14 protein-coding genes are annotated in these 14,476 nt (G+C 73.5%); 9 read left to right on the forward strand and 5 right to left on the reverse strand.

What is annotated here, in order from left to right:
- Window positions 1–20: 20 nt before the first annotated feature.
- Window positions 21–641 carry a hypothetical protein gene (locus tag ASG49_RS08220; protein ID WP_056540111.1) on the reverse strand — a complete coding sequence of 207 codons (621 nt, stop codon included), beginning with the start codon at window positions 639–641 and terminating at the stop codon, window positions 21–23.
- Between the two features lie 88 nt (window positions 642–729).
- Here ASG49_RS08220 and ASG49_RS08225 point away from each other — a divergent pair, with 88 nt between their 5' ends.
- On the forward strand, window positions 730–1,419 hold the full coding sequence (locus ASG49_RS08225; protein ID WP_056540114.1) for an SDR family oxidoreductase: 690 nt from the start codon (window positions 730–732) through the stop codon (window positions 1,417–1,419).
- Between the two features lie 44 nt (window positions 1,420–1,463).
- Here ASG49_RS08225 and ASG49_RS08230 read toward each other — a convergent pair whose 3' ends face one another.
- Window positions 1,464–2,783, reverse strand: coding sequence for an MATE family efflux transporter (locus ASG49_RS08230; protein ID WP_056540116.1), 1,320 nt, complete (start codon window positions 2,781–2,783; stop codon window positions 1,464–1,466).
- 733 nt (window positions 2,784–3,516) lie between these two features.
- On the opposite strand from ASG49_RS08230, the gene dnaB reads away from it, so the two are divergent.
- Window positions 3,517–4,821, forward strand: a complete 1,305-nt coding sequence (dnaB, locus tag ASG49_RS08235) for a replicative DNA helicase (RefSeq protein ID WP_235562019.1) — start codon at window positions 3,517–3,519, stop codon at window positions 4,819–4,821.
- A 26-nt stretch (window positions 4,822–4,847) separates the two neighbouring features.
- Window positions 4,848–5,729, forward strand: coding sequence for an FkbM family methyltransferase (locus ASG49_RS08240; protein WP_056540119.1), 882 nt, complete (start codon window positions 4,848–4,850; stop codon window positions 5,727–5,729).
- Window positions 5,730–5,732: 3 nt separating this feature from the next.
- Here ASG49_RS08240 and ASG49_RS08245 read toward each other — a convergent pair whose 3' ends face one another.
- A complete protein-coding gene (locus ASG49_RS08245; RefSeq protein WP_056540122.1) occupies window positions 5,733–6,572 on the reverse strand; it encodes a hypothetical protein in 840 nt (279 codons plus the stop codon).
- A 333-nt stretch (window positions 6,573–6,905) separates the two neighbouring features.
- Between ASG49_RS08245 and ASG49_RS08250 the strand changes: the two genes are divergently transcribed.
- Genes ASG49_RS08250 through ASG49_RS08270 form a run of 5 tightly spaced genes read left to right on the forward strand, consistent with a single transcriptional unit; the run spans window position 6,906 to window position 11,425 of the window.
- Window positions 6,906–8,117, forward strand: a complete 1,212-nt coding sequence (locus tag ASG49_RS08250; protein WP_056540125.1) for a TerC family protein — start codon at window positions 6,906–6,908, stop codon at window positions 8,115–8,117.
- 44 nt (window positions 8,118–8,161) lie between these two features.
- Window positions 8,162–8,593, forward strand: a complete 432-nt coding sequence (locus ASG49_RS08255; RefSeq protein ID WP_056540127.1) for a VOC family protein — start codon at window positions 8,162–8,164, stop codon at window positions 8,591–8,593.
- 43 nt (window positions 8,594–8,636) lie between these two features.
- Entirely contained in the window at window positions 8,637–10,121 is a 1,485-nt protein-coding gene (locus tag ASG49_RS08260) for a fused MFS/spermidine synthase (RefSeq protein ID WP_056540130.1), read from the forward strand.
- 19 nt (window positions 10,122–10,140) lie between these two features.
- A complete protein-coding gene (locus ASG49_RS08265) occupies window positions 10,141–11,010 on the forward strand; it encodes a patatin-like phospholipase family protein (protein WP_056540133.1) in 870 nt (289 codons plus the stop codon).
- Between the two features lie 4 nt (window positions 11,011–11,014).
- A complete protein-coding gene (locus ASG49_RS08270; RefSeq protein ID WP_056540135.1) occupies window positions 11,015–11,425 on the forward strand; it encodes a hypothetical protein in 411 nt (136 codons plus the stop codon).
- A gap of 25 nt (window positions 11,426–11,450) precedes the next feature.
- On the opposite strand, the gene ASG49_RS08275 is transcribed toward ASG49_RS08270, so the two are convergent.
- Window positions 11,451–11,726, reverse strand: coding sequence for a GlsB/YeaQ/YmgE family stress response membrane protein (locus ASG49_RS08275; RefSeq protein WP_235561981.1), 276 nt, complete (start codon window positions 11,724–11,726; stop codon window positions 11,451–11,453).
- Window positions 11,727–11,841: 115 nt separating this feature from the next.
- Between ASG49_RS08275 and ASG49_RS08280 the strand changes: the two genes are divergently transcribed.
- Complete coding sequence (locus ASG49_RS08280; RefSeq protein ID WP_056540138.1) at window positions 11,842–12,612, forward strand: hypothetical protein; 771 nt, start codon at window positions 11,842–11,844, stop codon at window positions 12,610–12,612.
- A 10-nt stretch (window positions 12,613–12,622) separates the two neighbouring features.
- Here ASG49_RS08280 and ASG49_RS08285 read toward each other — a convergent pair whose 3' ends face one another.
- On the reverse strand, window positions 12,623–14,452 hold the full coding sequence (locus ASG49_RS08285; protein WP_056540140.1) for a DUF429 domain-containing protein: 1,830 nt from the start codon (window positions 14,450–14,452) through the stop codon (window positions 12,623–12,625).
- Window positions 14,453–14,476 lie beyond the last annotated feature (24 nt).

Here is a 14,476-nt window from a genome sequence, read left to right on the forward strand (position 1 = left end):
AGACCGCCTGACCCAGGCGCTCAGCCAGTCCGACGGCCGTCCCCCTCCTCGCGAGGGCGGGCGGCCGTCGTCGTGCGTCCGGACGCGCCCGCCTCGCCCTCCCCGCCGAGCCAGGGCCGGCGGTGCACCGCGAACAGCGACCACACCAGCGCCACGTCGACCAGCAGCACGAGCAGGGCCGTGACCGGCCCGAGACCCTCGACCCCGCCCCCGAGCACCACCACGGGCAGCAGCGCGAGCACGGTGAGCCCGGTGACCAGGAGCGCGAACCGCCGCGCCACCCGGCGCTCGTCGTGCTCCTGGGCCGCGCGGGCCACCTGCCGCGCCAGCAGCAGGCAGAAGGCCAGCTGCGGCAGCGAGGCCGCCCACTCGCCCGACGCGTCGAGCAGGTGCCGCAGCTGCGGCAGCCACAGCGGGACGCTCACCAGCCCGGCGACCACGGCGGCCGTGCGTGCCGCGGCGAAGCGCGGCTCGACCCGGGCCAGGGCGAGCACGCCCCAGAGCACCAGGGCCCAGCCCACGGGGTCGGCCAGCAGGTCGTAGCGCGCCCACGACGGCGAGGGGTCCGGCGGCCACGTGGCGCTCGCGAACACCACCAGCAGGCCCAGCGCGACCCGCTGCAGCGGCGACGGCGTCGTCATGGGCGCCAGGGTCTCACCCCGGTCTCACCGGTCGCCCGCCACCATGGGGACGGGCAGGCCGCCGGTGCCGGCCCGGGAGGTGGCTCTGGTGGACCTGCAGGACGCACGGGTGCTGGTGGCGGGCGCGTCGGGGGCGCTGGGGGGCCAGCTGGTCGACCTGCTGCACGAGCGCGGCGCGAGGGTGGTCGCGGCCGGCCGCGACGCCGACCGCACCGCGGCGGTGGCCGCGCGTGTCGGGACCGAGCCGCTGCTCTTCGACGCCGTCGACACCGACTCCTGCAGGGCCACCGTCACCGCGGCGGCCGATCAGCTCGGCGGCCTCGACGCGCTGGTGGTCTGCGTCGGGGTCGCGGGCTTCGGACCCGCGGTGGAGGCCGACGACGCGGTGGTCGAGGAGCTGTTCGCGGTCGACGTCCTCGGCCCGATGGCCCTGGTGCGGGCCGCCTCGGCGGCGATGGGCGACCGCGGGACGGTCGTGGTGCTCTCGGCGATCCTGGCCGACCTGCCGACGGCGCGGATGGCGGAGTACTCCGCGGCCAAGAGCGCGCTGGCGACCTGGCTGGAGGTGCTCCGGCGCGAGGAGCGCCGCCGGCTCACCGTCATCGACGTGCGCCCGCCGCACCTGGACACCGGCCTCGACGGCCGGGCGCTCGCCGGGGAGCCGCCGAGGCTGCCGGCGCCGTTCCCGTCGGCCGAGGTCGTGACCGCGGTCGTCGAGGCGATGGAGGCCGACAGGCGCGAGGTCGTCTTCGAGGACGGCGCGCTGGTGGTGCGCTGAGCGGCCCCGACCCCGACCCCGACTTCCATCCGAGGGAGGGCCGGTCAGGCGCCCAGGCGCAGCCATGCATCGCCGCGGGCACGCAGCAGCAGGGTGGCGGCCCGGCCGCCCATGAACAGCACCCCGAAGGCGACCCAGAGCCAGGTCAGCCCCCGGTCGCCGACCACGAGGGCGACCGGGGCGAAGAGCGCCAGGGTCACCAGCTGGGCCCAGGCGAGGTAGACCGCGTCGCCGGCGCCGATCAGCACGCCGTCGAGCACGAAGACGATCCCGGCGAGCGGCTGCGCGAGGGCGGCGACGAGCAGCACCGGCACGAGCAGCTCCAGCACGCCCGGGTCGCTGGTGAACAGCCCGCCCAGGAACGGCGACAGCCCGGCCAGCGCGACCCCGGTCACCACGCCGCTGGCCCAGCCCCAGCGCTCCATCCGGCGGGTGACGGCCCGGGCTCCGGCGGCGTCTCCGGCGCCCAGGTAGCGACCGGTGATGGCCTGGGCCGCGATCGCGACGGCGTCGAGGGTGAAGGCCAGGAAGGTCCAGATGGTGAGCGCGAGCTGCATGGTGGCGAGGTCGGCGTCGCCCCGGCGCGCGGCGGCGTACGTCATCACGAGCAGGGAGGCGCGCAGCATCAGGGTCCGCAGGACGAGCGGTACGCCGGCCCGGCCGGCCGCCCGGATGCCGGTGAGGTCGGGCCGCAGCGTGGCCCGCGTCCGCCGGGCGCCCCGCACCACGACCCAGACCAGGGCGGTCGCGGCGCCGAGCTGGGCGAGCAGCGTGCCCCAGGCCGACCCGGCCAGCCCGAGTCCCTCCCACGCCCCGACGCCGTAGACGAGCACCAGGTTGAGCACGACGTTGGCGCCGTTGGCGGCGACCGCCACCAGGAGCGGCGTACGGGTGTCCTGGAGGCCGCGCAGCACCCCGGTGGCGGCCAGCATCAGCAGCAGCGGCACGGCGCCCAGGAGCGCGATCCGGAGGTAGACCACGGCCTGGTCCTCCACCAGCGTGCCGGGGCCGAACAGGCGCACCAGCGGGCGGGTGAGCGGCACCGTGACGACGCTCGCGAGCAGCCCGAGCCCGGCGGCCAGCCACAGCCCGTCGACGCCCTGGGTGAGTGCCTCGCGGGTGCGGCCGGCGCCGACCTGGCGGGCGACCGAGGCGGTGGTGCCGTAGGCCAGGAAGATGCACAGGCTGACCAGCGTGCCCATCACGGCCGAGGCGATGCCGAGGGCGGCCAGCTCGGGGGTGCCGAGGTGGCCCACGATGGCGCTGTCGGCGAGCAGGAACGTCGGCTCCGCGACCAGGGCGAGGAACGCCGGGACGGCCAGCCGGAGGATCTCGCGATCGTGCTCCCTGCCCACCCGTGTCACCGGGGTGAGGCTACTAACACGCGCGAGGCGCGACACGCCACCCCCGACCGGGGTGGGCCTGTCCGTTTCAGCCGTTCTGCCTGTGCATAACTCACCCGTTCTGTGGGTTCAGCGCAGGTCAGGCCGGTGGTAGGGCCCGGCTCCACGCGTCGTCCAGATGACGTCCAGGTAAATGGACCACCGACGATCTTCTTCTGTCCACAGCCTGAGGATCTGCGAAAGCCCAGGTCACAGGCCATGTGACCGTTCAAAGTTTTTCGTCCTCCACAGGTGTCTCCCCAGGTCGTCCCCAGATCCGGCGGCGAGTTCCACACCATGCACAGGGTTGTCCACAGGTGCCTGTGGACAACGGGCTTGGTCACGGCTCCGGGAGCGTCGTACTGTCCACCACTCGGCGTCCCCCAGCACCTCCCGCCCCCGCCCGCAGCAGCACCGCGTGCGGCCCGTCGGAGAGCTGTCGGTGGGGCCGCCTAACGTCTCGCTCGGCGGTCCGGGTCCAGCAGGCGGCGACGCGGGCGACCCACCGGCACGGCACCGGCGAGGCGATCAGGAGGGAGCGCGGATGAGCACCACCGAGAGCGGCTTCGACGGGGGGCCCACGACGCTGGGCACCGCGATGGGTGGCTGGGGCTCCGACACCTTCGCGCCGTTCCCGACCGACTCCTTCGGTGGCGGCCACCCCGGCGGCCCCGACGGTGGCCAGGGCGGCAACCAGGAGCACTGGTCGGGCCGGATGCCCCCGCAGGACCTCCACGCCGAGCAGAGCGTGCTCGGCTCGATGCTGATGTCCAAGGACGCGATCGGCGACGTCAACGAGGAGATCGGCGGTGCCGACTTCTACAAGCCGGCCCACGAGATGATCTACGACGTCGTCGTCGACCTCTACGGCCGCGGCGAGCCGGCCGACCCGGTGACGGTCAAGGCCGAGCTGGAGCGGCGCGGCCAGCTCGAGCGGGTCGGCGGGGCGACCTACCTGTTCACCCTCGAGTCGAGCGTCCCGATCGCGGCCAACGCCGGCTACTACGCCTCGATCGTGCGCGAGAAGGCGATCCTGCGGAAGCTGGTCGACGCCGGCACCCGCATCGCCCAGATGGGCTACGCCGGCGAGGGCGAGATCGACTCGGTCGTCGACGTCGCCCAGCAGGAGATCTACGCGATCGGGGAGAAGCGGGCCCAGGAGGACTACGCCCCGCTCTCGGCGATCATGGAGGCCACCCTCGACGAGATCGAGGCGATCTCGGCCAACGACGGCACCACCAGCGGCGTCCCCACCGGCTTCGCCGACCTCGACGAGCTGTGCAACGGCTTCTCCGGCGGCCAGATGGTGATCGTCGCCGCGCGTCCCGCGATGGGCAAGTCGACGCTCGCCCTCGACTTCTGCCGCGCCGCGTCGATCCACAACAACCTGACCAGCTGCTTCTTCAGCCTCGAGATGTCCAAGAGCGAGATCACGATGCGGCTGCTCTCGGCCGAGGCCAAGATCCCGCTCAACCACATCCGCAAGGGTCCGATGAGCGAGGACGACTGGGCCAAGCTGGTCCCCAAGATGGGTCAGGTCTCCGGGGCGCCGATGTTCATCGACGACAGCCCCAACATGACGATGATGGAGATCCGGGCCAAGGCGCGGCGGCTCAAGCAGCGCCACGACCTCAAGCTCATCGTCATCGACTACCTCCAGCTGATGAGCTCGGGCAAGAAGGTCGAGTCCCGCCAGGTCGAGGTCTCGGAGTTCTCCCGGCAGATCAAGCTGCTGGCCAAGGAGCTCGACGTGCCCGTCATCGCGCTCTCGCAGCTCAACCGTGGTCCCGAGCAGCGCGCCGACAAGCGTCCGATGATGTCCGACCTGCGTGAGTCCGGATCGATCGAGCAGGACGCCGACATCGTGATGCTGCTCCACCGCGAGGACGCCTACGAGAAGGAGTCCACCCGCGCCGGCGAGGCCGACATCATCGTGGCCAAGCACCGCAACGGCCCCACCCGCGACGTGGTCGTGTCCTTCCAGGGCCACTACTCGCGGTTCGTCGACATGGCCCACTGACCCGGAGGGCTTTGTAGAGTCCGCGCATGACCGCCCCCTCCCGGATCCGCAACGTCGTGGAGAAGGTGTCGTGGGGTCTGCGAGCCACCGGCCCCCTGGCGGCAGTCCGAGGCGTGGGGAGGCTCGCGGTCCTGCGGGCCGTCCGACCCCGACGCGCCCTGGTCCACAGCCGCTCGGGGTTCGACCTGGAGTTCGGTGCCCGGCAGGTCCCGACGGCTCTGGTGGCCTTCGGCGACGTCATCGACCCCGAATACCCCTTCCTGCGCTCGGTCGTGCGGCCGGGAGCGGTCGTGGTCGACGTGGGAGCTGCCATCGGACAGTTCACGGTGTACGCCGGCCGCGTGCTCGGCGCCACCGTGCACGCCTTCGAGCCGGTGGAGGCCAACCTGGTCAGCCTGCGGGCCAACGTGCGACGCAACGGTCTGGCCGACCGCGTGCGCATCCACGAGCTCGCCTTGAGCGACCACGCGGGCGAGGCGGACTTCGACACCTCTGGCGACACCTTCAGGGCCGGCTTCGCGCGCGGGTCCACGCCGGGCCAGCCGGTGCGCGTCGCCCGGCTGGACGAGGCGCTCGAGCGTCTCGGGGTGGGACACGTCGACGTGCTCAAGATCAACGTCGCCGGGCACGAGCCAGGGGTGATCGACGGTGCCGAGGTGTTGCTCGAGCGTCGCGCGGCCGACGTCCTGGTGCTGCTCATCGGCACGGGTTCCTTCGACCGCTACCGCCGGATCTCGAGCCTGGGGTACGTCTTCTGCTTCTACGACCCCGCGACCGACACCGTGCACCGGATCCGTCACCTCGACGAGCGAATGCTGGCCGAGCGTCCTTTCCCGGCCCGGCACGTGCTGGCCCTGGCTCCCGCAGCGGTCGACCGCCTGCTCGGCGGCGGGCGGCGGGTGCGCTGAGGGTCAGGGCTCGGCCGGGCGTCCTGTCCTGAGGTCGGTGTTGTCGACCCAGGTCGGCCTGGCGCGGGTGATCGCGGCGTACCCGTAGGTGCCGCGCAGCAGCCTGTTGCCGGTGATCTCGACGTCCTCGATGGGGCTCGAGCTGAACTGACCGTCGGCGTAGACGGTGTAACCGCCGCCGAGCAGGACGTTGTCCCGGACCCGGACCCTCGATATCGGGCCCGACAGGTTGTTGATCATGACCGCCGCCGTCTGGCCCCGGTCGGAGAGGTCGATCGTCGATCGCTCGACGACGACGTCGGTCTGGCCGCCGTCCATCTGCACACCGTCGTAGTGGGGGTCCCCCGGCGCCACCAGGTCGTGCACCCACGACTGGCGGAGCACGGTCCCGCTGCCCGGTACGACGCCGTTCTCCACCCCGTGGATGTCGAGCCGCTCGAGCAGGGGTGACCCCCCGACGATGCCGGCGGACCCCGCAGACCCGCTGCGGCCGCGGCCGTCGATCTCGGAGTCCCGGATCACGACACCGTCGACGTCGTCGGCGACGGTGATGGCGAAGTAGCCGTCGGCGATCACGCGGGTGTCCTCGACGGTGACGTCGGAGGCCTCGATGGTGACCACACCCCGGACCTCGAGTCCTCGCACGACCTGTCCCGGGGTGTCGACCACGATGCTCCCCGACGGCTCGAGCGTGGTTCCGGCGGGCACCCCGGTCGTCGTCGGGCCCCCGAGGGCGGTGCTCGGACGATCGCGCGGCGCGTCGGCGCGGGAGCTTCCCGGCGTGCACCCGGAGACGGCGAGGACGAGGACCGTGACGGCCGCCGGGACGGCGGGACGGGGCATGGCGTCCGCCTCCCGACGTGGTCTCGCGCTCGTGTGTGCGCACGATATCCCGGAACGGTGCAGGGACCCGGCCTGGCGGAACAGCCGGTGTGGACGGAGTGCGGCCTCACGAGGCTCACTTCGCGATCCGGGGCAGGGTCGGCGCTCGACGTGGCCTACCAGGTTGCCCCTCGCAACCGATGCCGTTGACGGGGTCAACCAGGCGCCGGGCCGGGGCGGCTTACGGCGTACTCCGGTAGGGCGGGCCTGGCAGGATGGCGCCGCAGGACGGGCACTCGGCCGCGTCCGCACGAGGTGACCGGGTGCCGTCGGGGCGTCCGCGAGGAGGACCCCATGAGCGTGCCCACCTGGGTGTGGATCGCGACCGTCGTCGGCATCGTGGGGATGCTGCTCTTCGACTTCGTCTTCCACGTGCGCAAGGCCCACGTGCCGACCCTCAAGGAGGCGTCGGTCTGGTCGGCGCTCTACGTCGGCATCGCGATCGTCTTCGGCCTGGGCGTGCTGATCTTCGGCGGCGGCACCATGGGCGGGGAGTACTTCGCCGGCTACATCACCGAGAAGGCGCTCTCGGTCGACAACCTGTTCGTCTTCCTCATCATCATGGGCAGCTTCCGCGTGCCCCGCGAGGACCAGCAGAAGGTGCTGCTGTTCGGCATCGTGTTCGCGCTGATCGCGCGCACCGGCTTCATCTTCCTGGGCGCGACCCTGATCAACCAGTTCGCCTGGGTGTTCTACCTCTTCGGCCTGATCCTCATCATGACCGCCGGCAACATGCTCAAGGGCGAGGTCAGCGACGAGGAGAGCCACGAGGACCAGAACTTCGTCGTCAAGATCGCCAAGAAGTTCATCCGCACCTCCGACGAGTACGACGGCGACAAGCTCACCACCGTCGTGGACGGCAAGAAGATGCTGACCCCGATGGTGCTCGTCATGGTGGCCATCGGCGGCACCGACATCCTCTTCGCCCTCGACTCGATCCCGGCGATCTTCGGCCTGACCCAGAACACCTTCATCGTCTTCACCGCGACGGCGTTCTCGCTGCTCGGCCTGCGTCAGCTGTTCTTCCTCATCGAGGGCCTGCTGGAGCGCCTGATCTACCTCTCCTACGGCCTCGCCGCGATCCTGGCCTTCATCGGCGTGAAGCTGATCATCCACGCGCTGCACGAGAACAACGTGCCGTTCATCAACAACGGCGAGCACGTCGACGTGGTCGAGATCAGCACCGGCCTCTCGCTCGGCGTCATCATCGGCGTCCTGGTCATCACCGTCGTGGCCTCGCTGACCTCCAAGAAGGGCCGGGCCAAGACCGCGGTCGGCAACGCCAAGCGCCACGCCCGCGACTACATGGACCTCGGCTACACCCAGGACGAGGCCGAGCGCGAGCGGATCTACGGCCTGCTGGTCAAGGAGATCGAGCAGATCCGGGCCCAGGGCGAGAAGGGCAAGGCGCTGGCCCGCGACGACGACAACCTGATGGAGCTCTTCGAGGCCGCCAAGAAGCGGCACACCGAGACCGTCGGCGAGGAGTCGGCCTCCCGGTTGTAGGCCGGAGGTAGTTGAGCCCTGCACCGTCTGGGTACGACGTGGGCATGGCACTCATCTCCAGCAACGGCTATGCCCACGTCCGACTCACCGTCACCGACATCGAGCGGTCCAAGAAGTTCTACGACGAGCTCTTCGGCTGGCCCAAGGCGATCGACTCCTCCGCGTCGGTCGACGAGCCCGGCGTGACCGAGGACCCCGAGCAGTTCTACGGCGGCGTCGTCTACCAGACCCCGCAGGGCACGCTCTTCGGCCTGCGCCCGGTCGGCGGGCAGACCTTCGACTCCACCACGACCGGCCTCGACCACGTCAGCTTCACCGTCGGCTCCCGCGACGACCTCGTCGCCGCGGCGACGGCGTTCGACGAGGCCGGGATCGTCCACGGCGAGGTCATCGACCTCACCGACGCGGGCCTGGCGATCCTGTCCTTCCAGGACCCCGACGACATCAACATCGAGCTCACCGCGCCCCTGGCCTGAGCGGCCCGCGGGGTGCGTTGTGCGCCCCTGCGATGATCGCGGCGTGACCGACGAGACCACGCCCGGGCGCGCCCCGCTGGCCGGCTGGGCGGCGGGGTCGCTGGTCTTCGGGTCGTCCGCGGCGGTGCTCGTCGTCGAGCTGGTCGCGCTGCGGCTGCTGGCGCCCTACCTCGGGCTGACCCTGGAGACCAACACCCTGGTGATCGGGGTGGCACTGGCCGCCATCGCGCTGGGGTCCTGGCTCGGCGGCCGCTCCGCCGACGTGGTGCAGCCGCGTCGGACGCTCGCGCCGCTGCTCGCCGTGTCGGGGGCCGCCGTCGCGGTGACGCCGTTCGCGGTGCGCGCGGCGGGGTCGCTGGCCGACGGCGGCCTGCTGCTGCTGGTGGCCGGGCTGACGATCATCGTGCCCGGCGCGCTGCTCTCGGCCGTGACGCCGATGGTGACCAAGCTGGTGCTGACCTCGCTCGACGAGACCGGCAGCGTGGTCGGCCGGCTCTCGGGCATCGGCACGGCCGGCGCGATCTTCGGCACCGTCGTCACCGGGTTCGTGCTGATCTCGACGGTGCCCGTCACCTGGATCATGGTCGGCCTCGGCGCCGCGCTGGTCGTCACGGCGGCCGTCGTCGAGGTGGGCGTGCGCCGCCGCGTGCCGGTGGTGCCCGCGGTCGTGGTGCTGCTCGCCGGCGTGGTGGGCGTCCTTGTCCCCGGGGGCTGCGACGCCGAGACGACCTACCACTGCGCGCAGGTGAGCGCCGACCCCGACCGCGAGGGCGGCCGGCTGCTCGTGCTCGACGGGCTGCGGCACTCCTACGTCGACCTCGACGACCCCACGCACCTGGAGTTCAGCTACACCCAGGGCCTGGCCGGCGTCGTGGCCGGGTCCTACGACGCGGGCGAGCCGTTGGCGGCGTACCACCTCGGCGCGGGCGGCCTCACCTTCCCGCGCTACCTCGCCGCCACCCGCCCCGGCAGCCGCAGCGTGGTCTCCGAGATCGACCCGGGCGTGGTCCGGGTGGACACCGAGCGGCTCGGGGTGCGCACCGGGCCCGACCTCGAGGTGCGGGTCGAGGACGGCCGCCGCGGCATCACCCGCGTCGGCACCGACTCGCGCGACCTGGTCGTCGGCGACGCGTTCGGCGGCGTCAGCGTGCCGTGGCACCTGACCACGACCGAGGCCGTTGAGGAGGTGCGCCGCGTGCTCCGCCCGGACGGGGTGTACGTCGCCAACCTCATCGACTACGAGCCGCTGGCCTTCGCCCGGGCCGAGCTGCGGACGCTGCGGGGCGTCTTCGACCACGTCGCGCTGGCCGCCGACCCCTACACGCTCTCGGGCCGCGGCGGCGGCAACCTGCTGGCGATCGCCTCGGACGCGCCGCTCGACCTGCCGGCCGTCGAGGCCGGCTTCGAGGACCAGGACCTGCCCTGGGACGTCGTCGACGGCGACGCCCTGACCGCCTGGATCGGCGACGCCCGCGCGCTCACCGACGACGACGCCCCGGTCGACCAGCTGCTCACGCCGTACGCCTGAACCCACCCCAGGAGGACCCATGACCCGGACCGCGCTCGTGCTCGGCGGTGGCGGCGTCACCGGCATCGCCTGGGAGCTCGGCCTGCTGCACGGCCTGGCCGAGGCGGGCGTCGACCTCACCACCGCCGACCTCGTCGTGGGCACCAGCGCCGGCTCGGTCGTCGGCGCCCAGGTGACGACGCAGGCGACGAGCGGGCGCACCCTCGCCGACCTGTACGCCGGCCAGCTGCGGCCCGCCACCGGGGAGCTGGCCGCCGACCTGGGCCTCGGGACGCTGCTGCGGATGGCGCCGGCGATGCTGCTGCCCGGCAGCAGTCGCACCAAGCGGCGCCGGGTCGCCGTGATGGCGGTCCGGGCGCACCCGCCGGCGGGCCCCGGGGAGGCCGAGCCGCGCGTCGAGGTGATCCGGGGCCGGTTGCGCACCGCCGACGGCGACCTCGACTGGCCCGACCGCGACCTCGTGGTCACCGCCGTCGCCGCCGACACCGGCGAGCTGGTGCGCTTCACCCGCGGGTCCGGGGCCGACCTGACGCGCGCCGTCGCGGCGAGCTGCGCCGTGCCCCTGGTCTGGCCGCCGGTCGAGGTGCAGGGGCGCCTGCACGTCGACGGCGGGGTGCGCTCGACCGCCAACGCCGACCTCGCCGCGGGCGCGGACCGGGTGGTGGTGCTGGCCCCGATCCCGCGGGCGCTGAGCCGGGCCACGTCGGTCGCGGCGCAGCTGGAGCGCGTCGCGCCCGAGCGCAGCGTCGTGGTCAGCCCCGACGCGGCCGCGCGGGCCGACATCGGCCGCAACGTGCTCGACCCCGCCAAGCGCGCCGACGCCGCCCGCGCCGGGCTGCGCCAGGCCGCGGCCGAGGTGGCGCGGGTGGCCGAGGTCTGGGGCCGGTGAGCCGGTGAGCTGGGAGGCCGCCCTGCTGGCGGCGACCGGGGTGCACCTGGGGTTCCAGGTGACGGTCTCGACGCTGGCCTACCCCGCGCTCGCGGCGGTGCCGCGCGCCCGGTGGGCCCCGGCGCACGACGCCCACTCGCGGCGGATCGTGCCCCTGGTCGTCGGGGTGTACGCCGCGGTGCTGGTCACCTGCGTCGGCGTGCTGCTCGCCGACCGGTCGTGGGCCACCGGCCTGGCGGTGCTGGGCAACGCGGTCGCGCTCGGGCTGACGGCGGTGGCGGCGGCGCCGATCCACGGCCGGCTCGGCCGGGGCTGGGACGCGGCGCTGCTGCGACGGCTGCTGCTCGTCGACCGTGGACGCACCGCGGCCGCCGCGGTCGCCCTCGTCGGGGCGGTCGCGGCGGCCGGGTGGTGATGCTGGCGGTGCCGGTGCGCTGGGGTCAGCGGCGGACGGCGCCCTTGTTCTTGCCTACGGTGGCCTCGGCCACGCCGATCAGCAGGAAGGCGGCGATGACGGCGACGATGAACCCGATGATGTTGAGCTCGAAGATCTCGCCGGTGCCCAGGAAGCTGGCCACGAGGCCGCCGATGAGCGCGCCCGCGACGCCGAGCAGCAGGGTGCCGACGATGCCGAGCGCCTGGCGGCCGGGCTTGATGAGACGGGCGATGGCGCCGATGATCAGGCCGACGACGAGCAGGCCGATGATGTTGAACATGTGAAGTCCCTCCCTCGAGGTGCTGGAACGTCAACGTACCCACCCTGCGAGCCCTCGGACCGGCGCCGGGCGTGAGCCCGGTCTCCCGACTTGGCGCGGTCCGGACACTGGCGACATGGCACGGGTGCAGCAGCGCAGCCCGGTCCGACGGCTGCTGGTCGTCGCGACCGCGCTGCTGGTCGTCGCGGTGCTGGTCGTGACGCTGCTCGCGGCGCTCGGGCGCCCCTCGATGCTCCCGGGCCTCGCCGACTGCACCGCCACCGTGGGCGACGACGAGGTCGACCTCACCACCGCGCAGGCCCAGCGGGCCGCGACCGTGGCGGCGCGGGCGATGCGCCTCGACCTGCGGATGCGCACCACGGCGGAGGCGGTGGCCGGCGAGCTGGACCTCAGCGACGACGACGCGGTCGTGGTCGCCCAGGCCCTCAAGGGCCGCGCCTGGCACGCCCTGAGCTGCACCCACGGCGGCGGGGCCGCGGCCGAGCCCGACGAGCTCGACGGGCGGGGGCTGACGGGCCGCGCGGCCGCCGTCCGCGAGGACCTCGACGAGGCCTTCGGCGAGCAGCGCCTCGGTGGGTTCGCGCCCGGCGGGGTGAGCGACGGCCACATGCCGGGGTCGGCGCACTACGAGGGCCGAGCGGTCGACGTCTTCTTCCGCCCCGTGACCCGGGCCCAGAAGGTGCGCGGCTGGGCGGTCGCGCACTACCTCGTCGCCCACGCCGACCGGCTCGCGGTCGAGACCGTCATCTTCGACGGCCGCATCTGGACCGCGCGGCGGGCGCTCCAGGGATGGCGGGACTACAGCCCCGACACCTCCGGCCGGTCGGCCGAGGTCGCCGCCGTGCTCGAGCACCGCGACCACGTGCACGTCGACGTCGCCGACTGAGTCTCGGGCCCTACCCGGCCGGCGCGTGCAGCCGGGCCAGCCGGGCGCCGAGCAGGTCGCGGCGGTGGGCGTTGCCGTGCAGGGCGACGTAGGCGTCGCCGAAGGCGAGGAGCAGCGCGTCGTCGAGGCGGCGCACGGCGCCCGGGGGGTAGCGGTAGTCCATCCGGGCCGCGATCACGGTCTCGTCGACCTCGCGCAGCGTCTGGGCCAGGTCGGCGAGGGTCAGCAGGCCGAGCTCGTGGGTGAGGCCGGCGATCCAGGCGTAGTGGTCGGTGCGCGACCAGCCGGCCTCGGCGTACTGCCCGGCCAGGAACGCCGCCAGCTCGCGCGGCTCGATGCCGGCGCGTGGGTCGGTGGCGGCCTCCTCGACCTGCGGGTCCGAGGGGCCCGTACGCCGCGCCGGCGCGCGCAGCGTGTCGCGGATGGTGGAGAACTCCCGGTCGGCGAGCTCGAGCAGGCCGGCGGCGAGGGTGAACCGGCGGTCGAAGTCGTGGGCGTGCTCCTCGGGGATCGAGCCCTTGTAGCGGATGTCGTGCTCGAACTCCGCCCACGCGTGCTGCAGCACGGTGCGGATCTGCACCTGCGCCGTCAGCCCGACCAGGGGTTCCAGGCCGGCGGGCACCGGGCGGTCGGGGTCGAGCGCGACCTGGAGGTGACGGCTGGCGTAGCCGAAGCGGCCCTCCTGCGCGGTCTCCTGGCCCATGTCGCGGTCGTCGCGCACCAGCAGCTGCTCGCGGAGCAGGTCGGCCACGGTGTCGACGTCGCCGTGGACGTAGGTGATGACGCGCAGCCCGATCGTGTCCGCGATCTGGCGCGCCGCGTCGGGGTAGAGCGGCTCGCCGTCGACGCCGAGCCGGCGCGCCTTCTCCGCGAACGACGCCACCGTCTTGGTGCGTCCGGTGACGGTCAGGTAGTTGATGCCGGCGTCGTCGAGGATGCCGGTCACCAGCGCCAGGAACTCCTCGCCGGCACGCACCAGGCCGGGGTGGCGCAGGGCGTACTCCCGGACCGCACCCACCGGGTCGGGCGGGGGCGGGGAGGCGTCCCGGGGGCCGCGGCGCGGTCGCGGCGTCGGCTGGTGGTCCTCGGGCAGCCGGGGGGTGACGATCATCCCGGTCGCGGCGTCGCCGTAGGAGGTGATCTCGTCGGGCCGGCGGGCGGCGAAGAGCGCGACGTAGGCGCACACCACGGCGTCGACCTGGTCCTCCACGACGCGCAGCTCGCTCTTGCGGGCGGCGTGCTGCACCTGGCGGCGCAGCGCCGTCCAGCCGGCACCGTCCTCGCCGGCGGCCCAGGTGCCGGGGCCGGTGAGCAGCAGCGCCGGGTCCGCGCCGCCGAGTCCCTCCAGCAGCCCCATCAGCACGAGGAGCTCGCCGCGCAGCTGCTCGAGGTCGCGGCCCTGCTTGTTCTTGTACTTCAGCGTCCGGCCCAGCCGGAACAGCGAGATGGTCGCGGCGTGCGGGTAGACCTCGATCGCCGCGCGCGGGGAGTGGGCGTGCGGGTCGAGGTCGAGCCCGAGCTGCCCGGCCAGGGCGCCGCCACGGGTGCCGTCGGCGAACTCGCGCTTGCCGGTGTTGCTGGGGTGGGCGCCCGCGTCGAACCGGGCGAAGTCGGCGTTCAGCGCGCGCTCGGCGGGCCGGTTGCCGGTCGGGTTGGTGACCACGAGCGGGGCGTCGAACGCGACGGTGCACGGCCCGTCGGCGTACGGCGCGAGCAGCGCGAGGATCTCCTCGTCGGTGCGCACCGCCGCCAGCTGCACCAGCCGACCCTCGTTGTCGAGGACGGCGACACCGGTGGGCTGCCGACGTCCCCAGGCCAGGTCGACACCGATGTGGAACATGGCCCCAGCCTCGCACCTGTCACG

This window comes from Marmoricola sp. Leaf446, assembly GCF_001424755.1.
In the GTDB taxonomy this organism is placed as follows: domain Bacteria; phylum Actinomycetota; class Actinomycetes; order Propionibacteriales; family Nocardioidaceae; genus Marmoricola.

Excerpts from the sequence above, each read along its gene's own strand:
- ASG49_RS08220 (WP_056540111.1), bottom strand. The coding sequence starts at position 641 with ATGACGACGCCGTCGCCGCTGCAGCGGGTCGCGCTGGGCCTGCTGGTG.
- dnaB (WP_235562019.1), top strand. The coding sequence starts at position 3,517 with ATGCCCCCGCAGGACCTCCACGCCGAGCAGAGCGTGCTCGGCTCGATG.
- ASG49_RS08240 (WP_056540119.1), top strand. The coding sequence starts at position 4,848 with ATGACCGCCCCCTCCCGGATCCGCAACGTCGTGGAGAAGGTGTCGTGG.
- ASG49_RS08245 (WP_056540122.1), bottom strand. The coding sequence starts at position 6,572 with ATGCCCCGTCCCGCCGTCCCGGCGGCCGTCACGGTCCTCGTCCTCGCC.
- ASG49_RS08250 (WP_056540125.1), top strand. The coding sequence starts at position 6,906 with ATGAGCGTGCCCACCTGGGTGTGGATCGCGACCGTCGTCGGCATCGTG.
- ASG49_RS08255 (WP_056540127.1), top strand. The coding sequence starts at position 8,162 with ATGGCACTCATCTCCAGCAACGGCTATGCCCACGTCCGACTCACCGTC.
- ASG49_RS08265 (WP_056540133.1), top strand. The coding sequence starts at position 10,141 with ATGACCCGGACCGCGCTCGTGCTCGGCGGTGGCGGCGTCACCGGCATC.
- ASG49_RS08275 (WP_235561981.1), bottom strand. The coding sequence starts at position 11,726 with ATGTTCAACATCATCGGCCTGCTCGTCGTCGGCCTGATCATCGGCGCC.
- ASG49_RS08280 (WP_056540138.1), top strand. The coding sequence starts at position 11,842 with ATGGCACGGGTGCAGCAGCGCAGCCCGGTCCGACGGCTGCTGGTCGTC.
- ASG49_RS08285 (WP_056540140.1), bottom strand. The coding sequence starts at position 14,452 with ATGTTCCACATCGGTGTCGACCTGGCCTGGGGACGTCGGCAGCCCACC.